Source organism: Psychrobacter sp. DM4 (assembly GCF_051307035.1).
GTDB lineage: Bacteria > Pseudomonadota > Gammaproteobacteria > Pseudomonadales > Moraxellaceae > Psychrobacter.
In genome coordinates this window covers 1,503,093-1,520,691 of the sequence record NZ_CP195536.1, presented here as the reverse complement: position 1 = coordinate 1,520,691, position 17,599 = coordinate 1,503,093, and the positions used below count along the sequence as shown (strand labels likewise).

Annotated in this window: 16 protein-coding genes; 7 read left to right on the top strand and 9 right to left on the bottom strand. The window is 43.4% G+C overall.

Annotation, left to right across the window (positions count from 1 at the left end):
* Positions 1–4 precede the first annotated feature (4 nt).
* Positions 5–601, bottom strand: coding sequence for a GTP cyclohydrolase I FolE (folE, locus tag ACR64G_RS06440; RefSeq protein WP_435978500.1), 597 nt, complete (start codon positions 599–601; stop codon positions 5–7).
* Between the two features lie 350 nt (positions 602–951).
* On the opposite strand from folE, the gene ACR64G_RS06435 reads away from it, so the two are divergent.
* Positions 952–1,761 carry an enoyl-ACP reductase FabI gene (locus ACR64G_RS06435; RefSeq protein WP_435978499.1) on the top strand — a complete coding sequence of 270 codons (810 nt, stop codon included), beginning with the start codon at positions 952–954 and terminating at the stop codon, positions 1,759–1,761.
* A 165-nt stretch (positions 1,762–1,926) separates the two neighbouring features.
* Here the strand turns inward: ACR64G_RS06435 and ACR64G_RS06430 are convergent, their stop codons facing one another.
* Positions 1,927–2,085 carry a hypothetical protein gene (locus ACR64G_RS06430; RefSeq protein WP_435978498.1) on the bottom strand — a complete coding sequence of 53 codons (159 nt, stop codon included), beginning with the start codon at positions 2,083–2,085 and terminating at the stop codon, positions 1,927–1,929.
* A gap of 524 nt (positions 2,086–2,609) precedes the next feature.
* Here ACR64G_RS06430 and ACR64G_RS06425 point away from each other — a divergent pair.
* Positions 2,610–2,927 carry a hypothetical protein gene (locus ACR64G_RS06425; protein ID WP_435978497.1) on the top strand — a complete coding sequence of 106 codons (318 nt, stop codon included), beginning with the start codon at positions 2,610–2,612 and terminating at the stop codon, positions 2,925–2,927.
* Positions 2,928–3,016: 89 nt separating this feature from the next.
* Here ACR64G_RS06425 and ACR64G_RS06420 read toward each other — a convergent pair whose 3' ends face one another.
* A complete protein-coding gene (locus ACR64G_RS06420; RefSeq protein ID WP_435978496.1) occupies positions 3,017–3,619 on the bottom strand; it encodes a hypothetical protein in 603 nt (200 codons plus the stop codon).
* 216 nt (positions 3,620–3,835) lie between these two features.
* Between ACR64G_RS06420 and hrpA the strand changes: the two genes are divergently transcribed.
* Complete coding sequence (hrpA, locus tag ACR64G_RS06415) at positions 3,836–8,077, top strand: ATP-dependent RNA helicase HrpA (RefSeq protein ID WP_435978495.1); 4,242 nt, start codon at positions 3,836–3,838, stop codon at positions 8,075–8,077.
* A 235-nt stretch (positions 8,078–8,312) separates the two neighbouring features.
* Here hrpA and ACR64G_RS06410 read toward each other — a convergent pair whose 3' ends face one another.
* From ACR64G_RS06410 to ACR64G_RS06400, 3 genes are all read right to left on the bottom strand, one after another.
* A complete protein-coding gene (locus ACR64G_RS06410; RefSeq protein ID WP_435978494.1) occupies positions 8,313–8,666 on the bottom strand; it encodes a hypothetical protein in 354 nt (117 codons plus the stop codon).
* A gap of 302 nt (positions 8,667–8,968) precedes the next feature.
* Positions 8,969–9,346, bottom strand: coding sequence for an MliC family protein (locus tag ACR64G_RS06405; protein ID WP_435978493.1), 378 nt, complete (start codon positions 9,344–9,346; stop codon positions 8,969–8,971).
* An 81-nt stretch (positions 9,347–9,427) separates the two neighbouring features.
* Positions 9,428–10,312, bottom strand: a complete 885-nt coding sequence (locus tag ACR64G_RS06400) for a DMT family transporter (protein ID WP_435978492.1) — start codon at positions 10,310–10,312, stop codon at positions 9,428–9,430.
* Between the two features lie 99 nt (positions 10,313–10,411).
* Here ACR64G_RS06400 and ACR64G_RS06395 point away from each other — a divergent pair, with 99 nt between their 5' ends.
* Entirely contained in the window at positions 10,412–11,095 is a 684-nt protein-coding gene (locus tag ACR64G_RS06395) for a DUF421 domain-containing protein (RefSeq protein WP_435978491.1), read from the top strand.
* Between the two features lie 8 nt (positions 11,096–11,103).
* On the opposite strand, the gene ACR64G_RS06390 is transcribed toward ACR64G_RS06395, so the two are convergent.
* The 3 genes from ACR64G_RS06390 to pnuC form a co-directional block, all read right to left on the bottom strand.
* On the bottom strand, positions 11,104–11,796 hold the full coding sequence (locus ACR64G_RS06390; protein ID WP_435978490.1) for a hypothetical protein: 693 nt from the start codon (positions 11,794–11,796) through the stop codon (positions 11,104–11,106).
* A gap of 81 nt (positions 11,797–11,877) precedes the next feature.
* Entirely contained in the window at positions 11,878–12,483 is a 606-nt protein-coding gene (locus ACR64G_RS06385) for an AAA family ATPase (RefSeq protein WP_435978489.1), read from the bottom strand.
* A complete protein-coding gene (gene pnuC, locus ACR64G_RS06380) occupies positions 12,428–13,135 on the bottom strand; it encodes a nicotinamide riboside transporter PnuC (protein WP_435978488.1) in 708 nt (235 codons plus the stop codon). Before pnuC ends, ACR64G_RS06385 begins: the two co-directional genes overlap by 56 nt.
* A gap of 334 nt (positions 13,136–13,469) precedes the next feature.
* Between pnuC and ACR64G_RS06375 the strand changes: the two genes are divergently transcribed.
* From ACR64G_RS06375 to lysS, 3 genes are all read left to right on the top strand, one after another.
* Positions 13,470–14,615 (top strand): beta-ketoacyl-ACP synthase III, encoded by a 1,146-nt coding sequence (locus ACR64G_RS06375; protein ID WP_435978487.1) that lies wholly within the window; start codon positions 13,470–13,472, stop codon positions 14,613–14,615.
* A 226-nt stretch (positions 14,616–14,841) separates the two neighbouring features.
* Complete coding sequence (gene prfA, locus ACR64G_RS06370; RefSeq protein WP_435978486.1) at positions 14,842–15,930, top strand: peptide chain release factor 1; 1,089 nt, start codon at positions 14,842–14,844, stop codon at positions 15,928–15,930.
* Between the two features lie 61 nt (positions 15,931–15,991).
* Positions 15,992–17,530, top strand: coding sequence for a lysine--tRNA ligase (lysS, locus tag ACR64G_RS06365; protein WP_435978485.1), 1,539 nt, complete (start codon positions 15,992–15,994; stop codon positions 17,528–17,530).
* Positions 17,531–17,599 lie beyond the last annotated feature (69 nt).

Below are 17,599 nucleotides of genomic sequence, written 5' to 3'. Positions count from 1 at the left end.
AGATCTAGAACGCAGGTCTACGTTTTGGAACCGCGTCCAAAAACTCATTACGCGCTTGATTGTCATGCTTATACTCGCCAAGCATAGCCGTACTACGCGTCGTCGAATGCTGCTTGCCAACCCCGCGCATCATCATGCACATATGCGAGGCGTCCATCACTACTGCGACACCGCGACACCCTGTTACATCCATGATCGTTTGGGCAATCTGCTCGCTTAGGTTTTCTTGAATTTGCAGACGGCGCGCAAACATGTCGACAATACGAGCAAATTTTGATAATCCCAAAACTTGGCCATTCGGTAGATAACCTACGTGAGCCACACCGTGAAAAGGCAACATATGATGCTCGCACAGTGAATAAAATTCGATATTCTGTACTAGTACCAGCTCGCGATTGGTCGATGGAAACACAGCACCGTTAACGACTTCTTCGAGGTTTTGATGATAGCCCTTAGTCAAATGCGCAAAAGCCTTTGCCGCGCGAATAGGCGTATCTTGAAGTCCAGGACGCGCCAAATCTTCACCTGTTGAGTCGATCAATTGGCGATAAGACTCAGTGCTTTCTTTATAATCTACTATCATCGCTTGGGTATTACTCATAAGTTTGGCCGTCATCCAAAGTATAGGTATTGCTCAACGCTAAATCTTATTACAGCAAAAATTGTAGCTGGTGATCTAGAATTTAATATTATAGTGTGAGCTATTGTGCACGCTTTAAAGGGCTGTGATTATACTTTAAATCACGCCAACTTCATACCGCCATGACTAATGCTCTGTAATGAGTACTATAGAACATAAATAAGTAATGTTTTACGACTGGGTACATTTAGTTTACGACTGTTTACTTAATTAATTTGATGTATAATGGGTCATTGTAGATAGTCTACGAATATTATCATCCGCCAACTCAAATTTCTCATAACGCTTTGATCGATTACTAAGGATATTTTATGCTACTTCAAGGACAACGTTTTGTCGTCACAGGTATAGCAAGCAAACTCTCTATAGCATGGTCTATCGCAGAAGCGTTGCATCGTGAGGGCGCCTCTCTTATTTTGACTTATCCCAATGATAAGATTAAAAAGCGTGTGGACATGGCAGCGGAGAAGTTCGAAGCGGACTTGGTACTAGAATGCGACGTCGCCTCCGATGACTCTATTGCTACCTGCTTTGAGCAAGTGACCAAGCATTGGGGAGATGGTATCGATGGTGTCGTTCATGCGATTGGCTTTGCGCCTATGGATCAGCTCGACGGGGATTTTGTCAATGCGACCACTCGCGAGGGTAGTCACATTGCTCATGATATCTCAAGCTATAGTTTTGTCGCGTTGGCAAAAGAGGCTCGCGAATTGCTAGCGATGCGTCGCGGCTCGATGCTAACGTTAACTTACGAAGGTAGTATCTCAGTATTGCCTAATTACAATGTAATGGGTATGGCAAAGGCCAGTTTAGAGGCCAGTGTGCGTTATTTGGCAACGTCTATGGGCGGCGAGGGTATCCGCGTCAATGCTATATCGGCAGGTCCTATACGTACGCTTGCAGCAAGCGGTATCAAATCGTTTCGCAAGATGCTCGACGTCAGCGAAAAGATCGCGCCACTACAGCGTAACATTAGTCAGATGGAAGTAGGTAACGCCGCGTTATTCTTGCTTTCACCGTGGGCATCTGGTATCACAGGTGAGATTATGTTCGTCGATGCAGGCTTTAATACGGTCGCTATCAGTGAGCAATTAATGATGCTTGATGACGCTGACAAATAGACATTATTAGTTGTTCTGTAACATCTTATTATTTATCCTCTTTAAATGACCAATTATTCTTTGAGGACAGCAATTGGCTGTCCCTTCTTACATAAAAAAAGCGCTTATCATAATGATAAACGCTTAGAAGATACTTGTGCTAAACAACACTTATAAAAATATCAGTCATTTCTCTTCCTCATGATCTTCATGATCATGCATGCCTTGCATCATATCAAGCGCTGAATCATCAGTACGCTGCTGGTCTTTTTTGGCCAGATCGTCTTGGTTGATGTCAGTAGGGGCGACTTTGGTCGTTGGATCAGGCTTATTACGGTCTGTCATACAGTACTCCTTTGGTTTATCACATGCCTAATTTGAATTATATTTTAGACATTTACTCATTCTGAGTTAACTCACCAATTATGTAATAATGATTTTGTGATGTACAGGCGCAAACTAGACGTGTTTGGTATCGATGTGTAAAGATAAAGGACATCTTTAGCTATATACATAGAATATTCACTTCGTACTTTCTATTATAGTTCATGGCAAAAGAATTAATAATAAATAGCATCATATGACTAAACGGGTGTCATAAAATCCCAAAGCACCTAGCTAAAACTATCGTTTTCATTGTTTTAGGAACAATGATTCTATTGATTGCCTTGATAGTAGTTTACTGGGCCCCTAATCGTAATGTTGATGAGCTTAAACAATAGCTATTACCGATAAGAGGTTACTTGAATACTAAGGCTTTTAGCACAACTACCGTCATCATAATTAACTTATAGCTATGGTAGTATTGATAAGAAGATAATAACGGTTTTGATTATCTAGACCTTAAAATATAAGGAAGTGGCGATAATATGGCTTTAGAAATGTTTTATAAAATAGGTATGATTCGCAAAAAGCGCGGTCATATCTCCGACGCACTCGTACCCACTCTTTATCAAGTTCAGGGCAATACCAATTTTCCACAATTAAATTGGCTCATTAATAATTTGTATGAGAATCCACAGATTGAGCCGGATATTGCTCAAGTATTGGCTGATGAGATAGTCGCATTTGAGACCTTGATACTATCAATGCATCTCCCTTTCCCTAGAATACCACTACAAAATTTGCGTACCTTTTTTATGCAGGCAGCTACTAATGGAAAAGTTATTCGTACAAGTAGCAATTAAGTTCATTGTCTAAGTCGATTTTATTACTTTAAGGCAGGCTTCTGTCAAACCTGTTTGCGATTTTCAGCACTTTCTAAGCTACAGAGAGTCTAAAACCGGTCATAGAATGGGATCATTTTTTCAAATATTTCTTTATTCGCCTCTGACAATACCTTTTTGGATTGACGATCAATAATTTGAATCTGACAGCCCGTATCCTCAGCTTCTACTTTTTCACCCATAAAGTTCGTCTTACTTCTAAAGTTTTTAGTCGTCGTATTCCCTTTTAATAGGTAATCTCCATTTGGTTCCAAAGTAGCGTCGACAGCAACTACGCATAATATTGGCCAATCACCCAAACCCTTGACCATTTTGTGTTGGTAAGAAAACCTTAGTTTTTTGTTAGCCTCAAAGATATTTATTTCGTTGAAGCTTCCGCGCTTACCCAAATCCATGTAGACAGTCTTCGGATGACCATTAACGGCCAGCGCGACGGATAAAGGGCTTGGTACTAGCTGTATATCGATTCTTTCTATATATTCTCTATCGATAAATCGGGTAGGGCCATAAAACGATGCGGGAGCAATCTCATATGTTAGCGTTGCTGTAGCGGAGTTCTTGGGAGGTGAATAAGGTTTTGTACTTAAACAGCCGGTCAGCGTAATCGCTAACGTGGGTAAAATTATCATTGATTTATAGGACAAAATTGGCATAGGGATATCCTTGATATAAAATAGTGTGAGAGTGAAGAGTTGAACGTCATTTTAAAGCGTTCTTCAAAAAATAGAATTAAATCCACAATATAACTTCTAATATTTGGCTCATGGTCATCAGGAATACGAGTGCAATCCATACAAACCTGTCTTGAATCACGCTTTAAATATCCCCATAATCTAAGCACTTCTAAATAAAAAATAGCCTAAGCAAATATGCATAATACTGTAAAGAATAATGAAGATACAACAAAAATTAATAGCTTTGATAATTCAAAAGTTTTGGATAACACAGAGAAGTTTGATGAATTGCCCGTACTTGCCAAGGACAGCTATTATCTGAGCCGTCTTGAGCGTGAGCTGACGCGTGCCGCTGTCACTAGCAATAAACACGCTGATGCTGATAACGACACTGACAATTCTAAACGCGACAAAGCGGAACAAGAATTAGCTAAGAAACGCGTTCAATACGACAAGATAAAAACCCGCTCACAGCAAGCGGTACAAGCGCGTATGGAGAGTATTCCTGATGATTTGCCCGCCAAACTCAATCCTGATTTGCCCGTTAGCCAGCGCGGGGCAGACTTAGTTCAGGCAATCATAGACAATCAAGTCATCATCGTTGCAGGGGAAACTGGTTCTGGTAAGACGACTCAACTACCAAAGCTTGCGATGCTGGCAGGCCGCGGTATCACAGGTCAAATAGGACATACCCAGCCGCGCCGTCTTGCGGCGCGAAGTGTCTCAAATCGTATCGCTGAGGAGCTCGGTGAACAGCTTGGCGATACCGTCAGCTTTAAGATTCGCTTTAATGAGCAGGGCACCGCGCAGTCTGTCGTCAAGCTTATGACCGATGGTATTTTGCTCGCAGAACTTGGTCACGATAGATTTTTGAGTAAATACGATACCATTATTATCGATGAAGCCCATGAGCGTAGCCTCAATATTGACTTTATTATGGGTTATCTCAAGAAGCTATTACCCAAGCGCCCCGATCTAAAGGTGATTATCACGTCAGCAACCCTTGATACTCAGCGCTTTAGTGAATATTTTAGTCATTATGACAATAAGTTAAAACGCAAAGTTGCAGCGCCCATCTTTAATGTCGAAGGGCGTAGCTTCCCAGTTGAGGTGCGCTATCGTCCGCTAACGGATGAACCAGTGACTAGCTCAGATGATGACAGCTACGATGATTTTGAAGAGAATTTGCCACGCGCCGTCGTTGCTGCGGTCGAAGAGTGCTTTAGTGACGCACAGAGCAAAGGTCATGCCGATCAAGCTGACATCCTGATTTTTGCCGCAACTGAAGCTGAGATTCGTGAGACGCAAGACGTGCTGGAGCGTCATGGGCCTAAGCACACCGAAATATTGCCGCTATTTGCTCGTCAAACTTATGAAGAGCAGCAGCGGATTTTCCAGCCTTCTGGCCGTGGTCGCCGCATCGTTATCGCCACCAACGTGGCTGAGACCGCATTGACCGTACCTGGTATTCGCTATGTCATTGACTTAGGATTTGCACGGATTTCCCGTTACTCTTATCGCTCGCGCGTCCAACGTTTGCCCATTGAGGCGATCTCACAAGCGGCAGCCAATCAGCGCAAAGGTCGTTGTGGACGCGTCGCACCTGGCGTGTGTATCCGTCTGTATAGCGAGGAGGATTTTAACGGTCGTCCAGAATTTACCGAGCCTGAGATACTGCGTACCAACTTGGCCTCTGTTATTTTACAAATGGCCAACCTGCGTTTAGGTAGCGTTGATGATTTTGAATTCATTGAGCCGCCTGATAGTCGCCTAGTCACTGACGGACATAAATTGCTTCATGAACTTGGCGCTATAGCCTCCATGGATAATCAAGCGCCAACGCCCAAGAGCAACCATAAACGCAAGCAAGGTCTTGATCATTTGCGACTGACGCCTACAGGGCAAAAGATGGCGCGTATGCCTATAGATCCAAGGCTGGCACGGATGCTGGTTGCTGGTAGCGATTACGATTGTATTCGTGAGATGCTTATTGTTGTGGCTGCTCTTGCGGTACAAGATCCGCGTGAACGTCCAGCGAACAAGCGCCAGCAAGCGGATCAAAAACATGCTGAATTTCGTCAAGATGACTCGGACTTCCTGTTTTATTTAAGTCTATGGAAGGCTCTGTTCGAAAAAGACGAAGATGGTAATAAGCTCTCCGGTAATCAGCGTAAACAATTTACCAAAAAGAACTATTTAAGCTTTCCACGCGTACGCGAATGGAATCAAACCCATCGTCAATTGGTACAAATGGTTACCGATCTTAAGCTGACGGACGCAAGCGATACTAAAGCTAACGGTAAAAACGGCAATAAAGACGCAGTTGATAGTGATCCTACGAGCGTAGATGATGAAGAAATAAAAGCGGTAAAGTATGCTAATTTGCATCGCGCTTTGATGACAGGTCTGCTCTCTACTATCGCCCATAAGACTGAAAACCGCGGAGAGTATCTAGCGGCTCGTCAACAAAAAGCCAAAATTTTCCCTGCTAGTACCGTATTTAAGCAAATACCGCCTTGGGTTATGGCCTTTGAAGTCGTTGAGACCTCCCAAGTCTTTATGCGTACGGTCGCCAAGATTGAGCCTGAGTGGATCATCTCCGCTGCTGGCAACTTGCTTAAGTATCACTACTTCGAGCCACATTGGTCAAAGAAAACGGGACGCGTTAAAGCTTATGCACAGATCAGTCTATTTGGTCTGATTATCATTCCTAAACAGCTAACCAACTATGAGCAAGTCAATCTAGTTGAGTCGCGTGAGATATTTATTCGTAATGGTCTAGTGACAGGTAACTTAGGTCGCCAAGCACCGTTCTTACAGCATAATATGGACAAGATCGCCCATGTTGAGCGTATTGAGGATAAGCTGCGTCGCCGTGATCTGCTCGTCGATGAGGAATCACTGTATCAGTTTTATGATCGTAAAATTCCTGAGCACGTCGCTAGCCGCAAAGCCTTTGAAGATTGGCGCGCTGAGGTCGAAAAAAGCGATACTAAACATCTGTTCTTCACTGACGATGACGTACTTAACAGCCAAGCCCCAACCACAGGCGACTTCCCAGAAGTATGGCAATTGGGGGATCTAAAATTGCCACTACGCTATATCTTTGACCCAGCGAGCGATGATGATGGTGTGACCATTCGCGTGCCCCTTGCCGCATTGCCGCAGCTGGACGCCATCGAGCTATTATGGGGCGTGCCGGGTTGGCGCTATGAGTTGGTACTACAATTACTCAAATCCTTGCCAAAAGATATTCGCCGCCAAATCGTACCCATTCCTGATACTGCTGATAGCCTATTCGATGAGTTGCAACCTGAAGGCGGACAAGGATTGCTTAAGCAGCTTTGCCAAGCGCTAAACCGTCGCGGCATTATGTCGGTCACGCCTGACAAATTTGATCCCTCAAGTATTGATCGCTACTTGCAACCGCAAATCTGCGTCGTCGATGACAAGAATCGTATCATCGAAAAAGGTCGCGATCTTCAAACGCTACAGATTCGTCATGCTAGCGAAACCAGTCAAGCGATAACCGAGCAGCAAGGCGTGCATACCGAGTTCCCTGAACACTATAATTTTAGCAAGAATCGGCATAGCGCAGGCGTAGTAATGAAACAGTTCGCAGCCTTAGTCGCCGATCAGTCTGGGACGGCAGTATCCATTCACCAATACACTGATGTGAACGCAGCATTGCAGGCGCATCGTATTGGTGTGCTGGCGCTCATCAAATCCAAACTTGGCGCAAAACAAAAACAGCTCACCAGTCAAATTGATAAAATATTTAAACTCGCTTTTGCACCACTCGGTGATATGGACAAGCTCAAAACTATTGTCATTGACGCCACTTTAGATGCGACCCTAGAGGAGCATTACGTCCTATTCGATCACAGTAGCGACTTGCCTGAGAGTGCAGATAGTATCGCTATCGGTTTGAGCGAAGAGCTACCCTTTAGCGCCGATGAGTATAGCCAAACGCTCGAGGTGGTACAAAGCAATTTCTTATTGACGGGTCAAGGCGTCATCAAAACCCTCAAAAACGTCTATACGCGCTGGCAACGTATCCGTCAAAGTCTGCTGATGCTCGACCGTGAGATATTTGGTGAATCTATTGATGATATCGAGGATCAGCTTGAGGACTTGCATTTATCGGACTTTATCTACCGTATGGACTATAGTCATTGGCAGCAATATCCGCGTTATCTCGAAGCATTAGAGGTGCGCATTGAACGCCTTGAGCATAATATAGAGGCTGACCTTGATGGTGTTTATGCCCTTGATATACACATGGAGCGCCTGAGCAACCGTGCTAGTGACACGTCTATCAGTGAGTATCGCTGGATGGTTGAGGAGTACCGCATTCAACTGTTCGCGCAACCGATGAAAACGCGTATAGCTGTATCCCCGAAAAGACTCAAAAAGATTTGGGATGAGATGCGTTAGAGAATTGTACGTACTTTAATTTTAATAGGGCTGCTTAATTCATCAATTTTACCAGCTGTATTTGCTATGAGTGCATCCCTGACACTAATTAAACTTCAATCGAAAACAACCCCATGATCAAAATTCTGGGGTTGTTTTTATTTCAATGTTCTACTTTAATTGCAAAGATTGGTCTGTCTGATAGAGATTCAATTATAAAACTGCCTTAGATTCTCATAATTTAAGCTCAAACCATTCAGCTACTGATGTTTTGCTTGAGTACTCCCATGCTATAGAACAAGAAAGCGACGAGTGATATTACGATAAGAAATGGGGTAAGTAGCCAGATAGTAATATTGATAAGTAGTGATGGTAGCGGTCCGTTGAACATGATGTAATTTGGCGCTACAGCGTCTCTGACGACATCAATAGCGCATTTGACGATAGGGAACAGTAAAGTACTGATACCTAGAGTGAGTGTGTACTTATCAAAGCTTGGCTCAACGAGCAAAACCGCAAAATAAAACACTGCAAAAAAAGTAATACTTAGCGCCAAGCATTTAAAGATATAGCTTAAATGAATCACTGTAAGCTCCTTATTATCACTCATGTACTGTTCGAACAAGCTAATTGTAATGTTTGCTAATTATTGAATATAATATATGCAATTAATTGAATATACAAGTGAACTTTCTACTAATACTCAATTTTACATATTTAGGTGATTTAATGATGAGGCATCAAGGATAGGTGGATGTGGAATGAGCGCTGTCATTGAATTTGTAGGGCGTAAAGCACTGTAATCATAAATATAGTTCGCTATAAAGTCAGGTTTTACACAAAAAAAACCCATAACGAGTATGGGCTTTTTACTTACAGATCGTTATTAGCGGTTAAGTCTATTCATTCTTATTATAGTTGGCAGTTGACTTGATACTGTTGACCGTTGTTTGATTTGATGGTCATGATGCCGTAATCTGCTCTGGTCTGCCACTCGTAGGTGGTGGCTGGGTTGACATCGTTGACGTAACGCGCGCTAGAACCTGATACGGCTCGCTCTGTTCTAACCGCCGCATTGTTCAAGCCAACTTTAGGCAAAGTAATAGTTAAGTCAGCCATTTGACCATCAGCTGAATAAGTCGCAACGATAGCGCTATCGTCTTGACAAATAAACGACTGAACCACAGGCTGAGCAGTTGACGTTGACGTTGACGTTGACGGCGTTGGTGCACTAGTGGCACAAGCGGCTAACAAGACTGAAAAAGGGGATATAATTAGTAGTTTTTTCATGATGTCTTCAATTTTGTTGGTAGATGAGAAAGACAATATGGTATCGCCAAATACTAGTTTTGAACGTAGTCGTTGGGCATGTCAAGACGAAGTTTTGGAAATATCTTTGGTCAGAACAAACACTAGTACAGATATCAGTATAACGACGCTTGAAAGCATAAATGACAAAGTTAATTGCTCAGATAAGAACACAACCCCTGCTATTGCTGCAAGAATAGGTACACAAAACTGAACCACAGCAGCCTGAGTGCTTTTAAGTAAGGGTAATGCTACGTACCACAGACAGTAACCCATTCCAGAGGTCACAGCGCCCGATATACCAGCCAACATCAGTCCTTTGAGAGTTAAGTCTGCTAGATAAGGTATTGCGACGAGTAGCAATATAGGTAGGACGATTAAGCTACGTACAAAGTTAAATCCCGTTGCTCGTAGTGGCGAGACACAGGCTTTGCCCCTTATGCTATAAACGCCCCATGCTATACCGCTTAGCATCATAATCACTGCGCCATATAATGAGGGCACAGCAGCTGAAGGCAACATCAAGTAGACAAATCCCACAAAGGCAACAGCCAAAGCGATCCACTGGACGGTACTTAAGCGCTCCTTTTTATAAATACCCCAACCTATCATCGTAAACTGAACAGCGGCGAATAGAATCATCGCGCCAGTACCCGTATCAAGCTCAACATAAGCCAATGAAAAACACAGCGCATAGACAACTAAGCTTAAACTACTCAACCAACTGCCTTTATCCCTTAGTACTAAAGCTGCTTGCGCTGCATCAGAGCGATTTAATCGCCTCGCATGTACGATCATAATCAGGATTAAGCAAATAGCGCCGCTAAGCAGGCGAATAATGGTAAAGCTCCAAGGATCAATATAGCCCTCAGATAGGGCCAGCCGGCAAAGTAAAGAGTTTGCGGCAAAAGCTAGCAAAGCTGCAATCGTATATAACGTGACTTTCAAATAAATCCTTACTAACTGGTATAAAAGCGTATGAGGTAAGTGAAATGTAGTATAGTTCTGCCGCTATTGATCGCTGTCATCATAAAGAGAGTTATTAACATGGATTGGGCAAAAATATTTATTTATGACACCACTTGGTTATTTGGTGTGGAGATTCTAATACGTGCGACATTAATGTTTGTACTCATTATTTTATTTTTGCGATTCACAGGCAAGCGTGGCGTTCGGCAGTTGTCTATTTTTGAGCTGACTATCTTATTATCATTAGGCTCTATCGCAGGCGATCCCATGTTCACAGAGGATCTGCCAATTATACAAGCGCTCATCATTATGAGTGTCGTTATTTTGCTTTATCGTTTGTGTACTTGGGCGATGATGAAATATCAGCCGTTGGAATACTTACTAGAAGGGCGTGCGATATACATTGTAGAGGACGGTATGCTAGTCCTTGATAAGGTTAAAAAAGGTAAAATGTCACATGATGAGTTCTTTGCCGAGATGCGGCAGCAAGGTGTTGAGCATTTGGGTCAAGTGCGTACCGGTCTGCTTGAGACCGATGGTACATTTAGTGTCTTACTAAATGCACCAGAGGATACAGAATACGGTCTACCGCTATTTCCAAAACAATATCAGGCAACTGAGCAAGTTAAGCCAGACATCTACTATGCTTGTATGCACTGCGGTTACGTGGATTACATTAGCAAAAAAGATCAGCTGTGTCCGCGCTGCGAGGACAGTTGCCATGACTGGGCTACAGCGTTAGTGAGTGAGATTGTCAGATAACAGATGAACTAAGTGGCTTTTACCATACGTAAATCTGCAATCATCTGCTCTAAATGAGTTTTGCCTTGCGCGCTCCAGACGTTATACATACAGTTATTTGGCGTTACGACATAAGCGAGCCAAGACGCTGTAGGGTTACCACCCTCATGACCATAGCCCACTTTGCTACCATCTGTGTAGTAGATGTTGTATGGCCAATCGTAAGCGGCCTCATCTGAGTTTATGATACCGGTGTTAGCAACGCCGTACATGCTACGGCTGTTAGGCAAGTCATAAGCGACGCCCCAACCCCCTGAGAAACGAGCACGGCGCACGCTGTTGCGAGCCAAATGCGATGAGGCTTGTTTTGGTAGTGCTAAAATAGGACACACAGATTTGTTGTCCGACTTCATCCACTCTTGGTAGTAGATAGCATCTGTTGCGCTGATATCAATAGCGGGGTTGTTCCAAGGGGCTTTTGAATCGCTACTATCGTCTAGATTATCATCTGAGCTATTGTTTGAACTAACGTTGTTATTGTTGGTGCTATTGACGTTATTGATATCAAGGCTACTTGATGTATTAGACGTGTTGCGCATTGAGTCTGGGCTAGTAGCAGAAGCTCCTACAGTAGTGGTAGGTGAGTTAGATTGACAAGAAATTAGAGCCATACCTAAAATAGGGGCGGCTATTAACAAAGGTAATTTGTATAAAGAAGTCATAAATAGTCCTAAAATTTTATGGGTTAAATGTTAGTTTGCTAATGGTTTGCACCAGGTTTATTTATTAGTGTAATGGATACGCTATTTAGTGATCCAATCAACCACTTGTTCTACGCGCTCTTGTCTATCACCGCCGATTTGCTTGTATTTTTTATTGTGCTGGTTCAAATGCTTTTTAAAGTAAGCCCTTATTTCCTGACGCATATAGGGGCTATCACGTAAATCATCAGCGACCCAAGGGATATCTGTATTCGTAAGTAGTATCAAGTCATAATGATGATCTACAGCTGCATGCATTAATGCTGGCGGGCAATCATCGTAGTACCAGTTGGCATATACCATGAGCTCAAACAGGCTTGTGTCACAGAATAAGTAGGTTTGAGACTGCCCCTTATTTTTTGCGGTTCGCAGAGCTTGAGACGTTAGCTGGTTTTCTAGTGTTACTTGACCTTTGGCGATAGGCAATAGATCGTCCCATATGCAAGTGAGTTTTTTGCCATCCCATTTATCTTGCAAAAATTCCCGCATATACTCAGGTACCCAGAGACTTTTAAAGTGCGCGGCCAAATCTCGGCACAATGTCGTCTTGCCCGTACTCTCAGCGCCCAAGACAGCCACTTTAAAAACAGATTCAGGCGACTGCTGGATCAAATTGCTGCTGCATACGGTAGCGTCGTTGCCATTCATAGTAGGCCCAAATTGCGATAAGGGTGAACACTACATACTGTAGCGAGGTAAAGGTAAGACCTTTATAAAAGTAAAGCGGTACGGAGATCGCATCGGCTACTATCCACAGTAGCCAATGCTCAATTTTGCGACTGGCCATGAGCCACATCGCCATCAAAAACAGCGCCGTGGTTAGCATATCGGTATAATCGACCCAAGTAAATAAATGCGCGCCCAATATCACGCCATCGAAGCTAAAATCATTGCTAATAACAGGACGAAAATAGTAGATAAGTGCCACGAAGGCGACAGTAGCAGAGCCTAGTAAGGCAAGCGTCGGTATATCACTGGCCTCAATATGCTCAATTCTGATCTCATCGTCGGGCGTTGCGCCTTGAGCGTTTTGCTTATTCTTGGTCCAATTAAACCAGCCGTATAACCCCATCACCGTATAGTAAGCGTTGATAAACATATCGCCGAACAGCTGCCATTGCCACAATAGATAAACAAAGATTGCGGTACTGACCAATCCAATAGGGAATACTAGGACGCTCAGTTTGCGCGCCAGTAGTACGCTTGCCACGCCGAATACAACAGCGATCAACTCAAGCACGATAAATAGAGTAGAGTAGTCAGCATATTGACCGAACAGCCCAGTAAAAATCTCAGTCATTAGTCTCTCGTTATTGTAGGTCTTATTATTTACTAAAGTCAGGTACTTACAGTCATATGGTATACGGCAAACGATTTGATTATACCCTAGAGTATAGTTTAACTGTAGGTGAAGACTAATGATAAACGCAAACCCGTTTTTATCGTGAAATGATTATTTGTAACAAAGTATTAGAAAAATTATATTATTCAGGCATAATAAGACAATAGGTTTAAGTTTACAGTCATTCACTGAATATTAGGCGTATTGCTAAATTAAGCTGAGTGATATGATCGTGACTTTTTATTTTATCGCTTACCACTAAGCACAACCGCAGTAGACAAGGAAGCTTATTATGACGACTTGTATCACAGGCACAGGCCTATACATTCCGCCCTTTAGTATCAGTAACGAAGAGTTAGTTGCGTCATTTAACCAATATGTTGAGAACTATAACAACGAGCATGCGGATGAAATAGAAGCGGATACGCTAACAGCGCTTGAACCTTCGTCAGCCGCCTTTATTGAAAAAGTCTCTGGTATCAAATCCCGTTATGTGATGGAAAAAGACGGCATTTTAAACCCTGAGATCATGGCACCTGTTATCGCTTATCGTAATCTTGGCGATGAGCTATCTATTATGGCAGAGATGGGCGTTGCGGCACTTAATGATGCGCTAAAAGACGCAGGACTTGAGGCCAAAGATCTGGACGGCATTATCCTTGCCTGCTCAAACTTTCAGCGCACTTATCCTGCCATTGCTATTGAGATTCAAGAGGCCATCGGTATGGTCGGCGGTTTCGCTTATGACATGAATGTAGCTTGTAGTGCTGCAACTTTTGGTCTCTCGCAAGCTTATGGCTCTATCGTTTCAGGCTTAGCCCGCCGTGTTGCTGTTGTCAATGTCGAGATTACTTCAGCGCATTTGAATTGGCGTAACCGCGATAGCCACTTTATCTTTGGTGATGTCGCAACCGCATCTATCGTCGAGAAGCTAGATGCGCCAAAAGGCTACGAGATATTAAGTAGTAAGCTATTTACTCAGTTCTCAACCAACATCAAAAACGAATATGGCTTCATGGATCGCTCTGAATATCTAGCAGCTGAAACTCAGATGTATCCTGATATCAAAGCGCCCGTAACCGATAAGCTGTTTTTACAAAATGGCCGCAAGGTGTTCCGCGAAGTCTGTCCAAAAGTCTCTGAAATTATCACAGAGCACTTGCATGAGAACGATATGCAGGCAAGCGATGTCAAGATGATGTGGTTACACCAAGCCAACGCCAATATGCTAGATCTTATCCTGCGTACTGTCATCGGTAAAGAGGCTGACAAAGCGATTGTACCGAGCGTCATCGCTGAATTTGCCAATACCAGTTCAGCGAGTCCTATGATTGTTTTTCATCGACACAAAGATGATTTAAAATCTGGCGATTTGGGCGTGATTTGCTCCTTTGGTGCTGGCTACTCTATTGGATCGGTGCTGGTACGTAAGGTCTAAAACGTAATCAATATTTGATGGATTTTTCAAATAGCTAAGAGCAATCTTGGCTATTTTTTTGCTCCAAATTTAATATCAATATGAGCGTAAGGATTTTTGATCAGCAAGCCTCCAAGCCCTCTTATGAATTGCTCTGTCATGAATTATTACGCAGTGGTTTTAATGTGAGGGCAAAAATTTGCTATAATCGCTCTCTTATTTTACTTTTTTAGATGACTACCCTGTTATGAAAGAATCCCTGCGCCTGCGTTTAGACCAAATGGTAGACCGTTATGAAGAGGTCACCGCGCTGTTATCTGATCCAGATATCATCAGTGATAATAATAAATTTCGTGAGCTCTCCGTCGAACATAGCGATTTGATGGATATCACAACGTTGTGGCAAAACTATGGCCGCGCCGAAACGGATCAAGCTGACGCCGAGACGATGTTAGAGGATGCGAGCGATCCTGATATGAAAGAGATGATGCAAGATGAGATTGATACTGCTCGTAATGACATCATCGATATGGAAGAAGCGCTCAATGTCATGATGCTGCCAAAAGATCCCAATGACAAAGTGCCTGCGTTCTTAGAGATACGTGCAGGTACTGGCGGCGATGAAGCTGCGATATTCTCAGGTGATCTGTTCCGCATGTATCAAAAGTACGCACAAGCTCAAGGCTGGACGCTAGATGTGTTATCCGCCAATGAGGGCGAGCATGGTGGCTATAAAGAGATTATTAGTCGTGTTTCAGGCAATAGTGTCTATGGTCGCCTAAAATTTGAGTCGGGTGTCCATCGTGTCCAGCGAGTGCCTGAAACTGAAAGCCAAGGTCGCGTACACACCTCAGCCTGCACAGTCGCCGTCATGCCTGAAGTTGAGATTGATGATACTGTCGATATCAATCCAGCAGATCTAAAAATGGATACCTTTCGCTCAAGTGGCGCAGGGGGTCAGCATGTCAATACTACTGACTCCGCGGTGCGCCTAACCCATATACCAACAGGTACGGTGGTTGAGTGTCAACAAGAGCGTAGCCAACACAAAAACCGCGCGCATGCGATGAAAATGCTCATTTCCAGAATTCAGCAAGCCAAAGTGCAAGCCCAAGTTGACGTGGCTGATGAGATTCGTCGAGATCTTGTCGGTAGTGGTGACCGTAGTGAGCGTATTCGTACTTACAATTTCCCGCAAGGGCGCATGACCGATCACCGTATTAACTTAACGCTGTATAAGCTTGATTCGATCATGGAAGGCGATTTGGATGAGTTGCTCAATGCCTTGTTACGCGAGCATCAGGCTGATCTAATGGCAAGTATTGGCGGTGAGTAGCTGTCAATTAAATCTATTAGTGTTATTTAATTTAAAACCATAACTAAATTCTGAGAATTTTATGTCAAAGCCCAATAATAACAATCAAGAAGAACAAGCACCAACGTTAGAAGAAGCCAATGAGCTTATTGCACAACTACAAGCTAAGCTCGATGATATTACCGCATCTGGTAAGCAGCCTTATCCCAATCAGTTCAAGCGCACTGATTACGCAGCAGATCTGCAAACCGCTTTTGATGGTATTGATAAGCAAGAAATCGAAGAGAAGGCTACAAACGGCGAAAAGACTCAAGTCAATGTGGCAGGGCGCGTCATGCTCAACCGTGGCTCGTTTATCGTCATTCAAGACATGAGTGGCCGTATTCAGCTTTATGTCGCACGCAAAGAGCTAGACGCAGAAACGCTGGCTAGCATTAAGTCACTAGATTTGGGTGATATCGTTGGCGTGTCAGGCTATATCGGGCGCTCAGGTAAAGGCGACTTATATGTCCATATAGAGAATTTTGAATTGTTAACGAAAGCACTGCGACCTATGCCTAATAAGTTCCATGGTTTAGCAGACGTCGAAGCTCGCTATCGTAATCGTCATTTGGATCTTATGACTAATGAGACCACGCGCGATACCTTTATGATTCGTAGTCAGGTGATTAGCGGTATTCGTAAGTTTATGCTGGGTGAGCGTTTTATGGAAGTTGAGACGCCGATGATGCACCCAATACCAGGCGGCGCGGTCGCACGTCCTTTTGAGACGCATCATAATGCGCTTGATATGCCATTGTTTTTGCGTATTGCACCAGAGCTTTATTTGAAACGCTTAGTTGTGGGCGGATTTGAAAAGGTCTTTGAGATCAATCGAAGTTTTCGTAATGAAGGCGTATCAACGCGTCATAACCCTGAATTTACCATGATTGAGTTTTATCAAGCGTACGCAGATTATCATGACTTGATGAACTTGACTGAGCGTCTATTCAATCAATTGGCAATGGATATTTTGGGTAGCACTGAGATCACTTATCAAGATGAGGCGATTAGCCTAAAAGCGCCATTTGCGCGTCTATCAATGTCGGATGCTATTGCGCAATATGCCCAAGGCTTTGATATGTCGCGTATTGATGATCGCGATTATCTAGCGGATTATGTCGCCAATACTCTTAAACAGCCAGTGAATGACGTCTTTGGCGTCGGCAAACTGATGACCATTGTATTTGAAGAGACGGCTGAACATAAGCTTCGTCAGCCGACATTCATCACTGAATATCCTGCTGAGACTTCACCGCTGGCGCGCCGTAACGATGATAATCCTAAGATTACCGATCGCTTTGAGTTGTTCATCGGTGGCCGCGAATTGGCGAATGGTTTTAGCGAATTGAATGATCCTGCCGATCAAGCTGAGCGTTTTCGCGGTCAAGTCGCTGAAAAGGATGCAGGCGATAATGAAGCGATGCACTTTGATGAAGCGTATATCGAAGCACTATCGTACGGCTTGCCGCCAACGGCAGGTGAGGGTATTGGTATTGATCGCTTGGTCATGCTGTTTACGGACTCAGCCAGTATACGCGATGTGATTTTGTTCCCGCATATGCGCCCAAAAGCCGACTAGTAATTAAGTAAATGAAAGTTCAATTATCGTCTTTAAAGATGATTTAGCTACAATAGTTATTAGCCGATA

Excerpts from the sequence above, each read along its gene's own strand:
- ACR64G_RS06375 (WP_435978487.1), top strand. The coding sequence starts at position 13,470 with ATGACGACTTGTATCACAGGCACAGGCCTATACATTCCGCCCTTTAGT.
- ACR64G_RS06435 (WP_435978499.1), top strand. The coding sequence starts at position 952 with ATGCTACTTCAAGGACAACGTTTTGTCGTCACAGGTATAGCAAGCAAA.
- ACR64G_RS06420 (WP_435978496.1), bottom strand. The coding sequence starts at position 3,619 with ATGCCAATTTTGTCCTATAAATCAATGATAATTTTACCCACGTTAGCG.
- ACR64G_RS06395 (WP_435978491.1), top strand. The coding sequence starts at position 10,412 with ATGGATTGGGCAAAAATATTTATTTATGACACCACTTGGTTATTTGGT.
- ACR64G_RS06430 (WP_435978498.1), bottom strand. The coding sequence starts at position 2,085 with ATGACAGACCGTAATAAGCCTGATCCAACGACCAAAGTCGCCCCTACT.
- folE (WP_435978500.1), bottom strand. The coding sequence starts at position 601 with ATGAGTAATACCCAAGCGATGATAGTAGATTATAAAGAAAGCACTGAG.
- ACR64G_RS06405 (WP_435978493.1), bottom strand. The coding sequence starts at position 9,346 with ATGAAAAAACTACTAATTATATCCCCTTTTTCAGTCTTGTTAGCCGCT.
- ACR64G_RS06425 (WP_435978497.1), top strand. The coding sequence starts at position 2,610 with ATGGCTTTAGAAATGTTTTATAAAATAGGTATGATTCGCAAAAAGCGC.
- ACR64G_RS06410 (WP_435978494.1), bottom strand. The coding sequence starts at position 8,666 with ATGAGTGATAATAAGGAGCTTACAGTGATTCATTTAAGCTATATCTTT.
- hrpA (WP_435978495.1), top strand. The coding sequence starts at position 3,836 with ATGCATAATACTGTAAAGAATAATGAAGATACAACAAAAATTAATAGC.
- pnuC (WP_435978488.1), bottom strand. The coding sequence starts at position 13,135 with ATGACTGAGATTTTTACTGGGCTGTTCGGTCAATATGCTGACTACTCT.
- lysS (WP_435978485.1), top strand. The coding sequence starts at position 15,992 with ATGTCAAAGCCCAATAATAACAATCAAGAAGAACAAGCACCAACGTTA.
- ACR64G_RS06390 (WP_435978490.1), bottom strand. The coding sequence starts at position 11,796 with ATGACTTCTTTATACAAATTACCTTTGTTAATAGCCGCCCCTATTTTA.
- ACR64G_RS06385 (WP_435978489.1), bottom strand. The coding sequence starts at position 12,483 with ATGAATGGCAACGACGCTACCGTATGCAGCAGCAATTTGATCCAGCAG.
- prfA (WP_435978486.1), top strand. The coding sequence starts at position 14,842 with ATGAAAGAATCCCTGCGCCTGCGTTTAGACCAAATGGTAGACCGTTAT.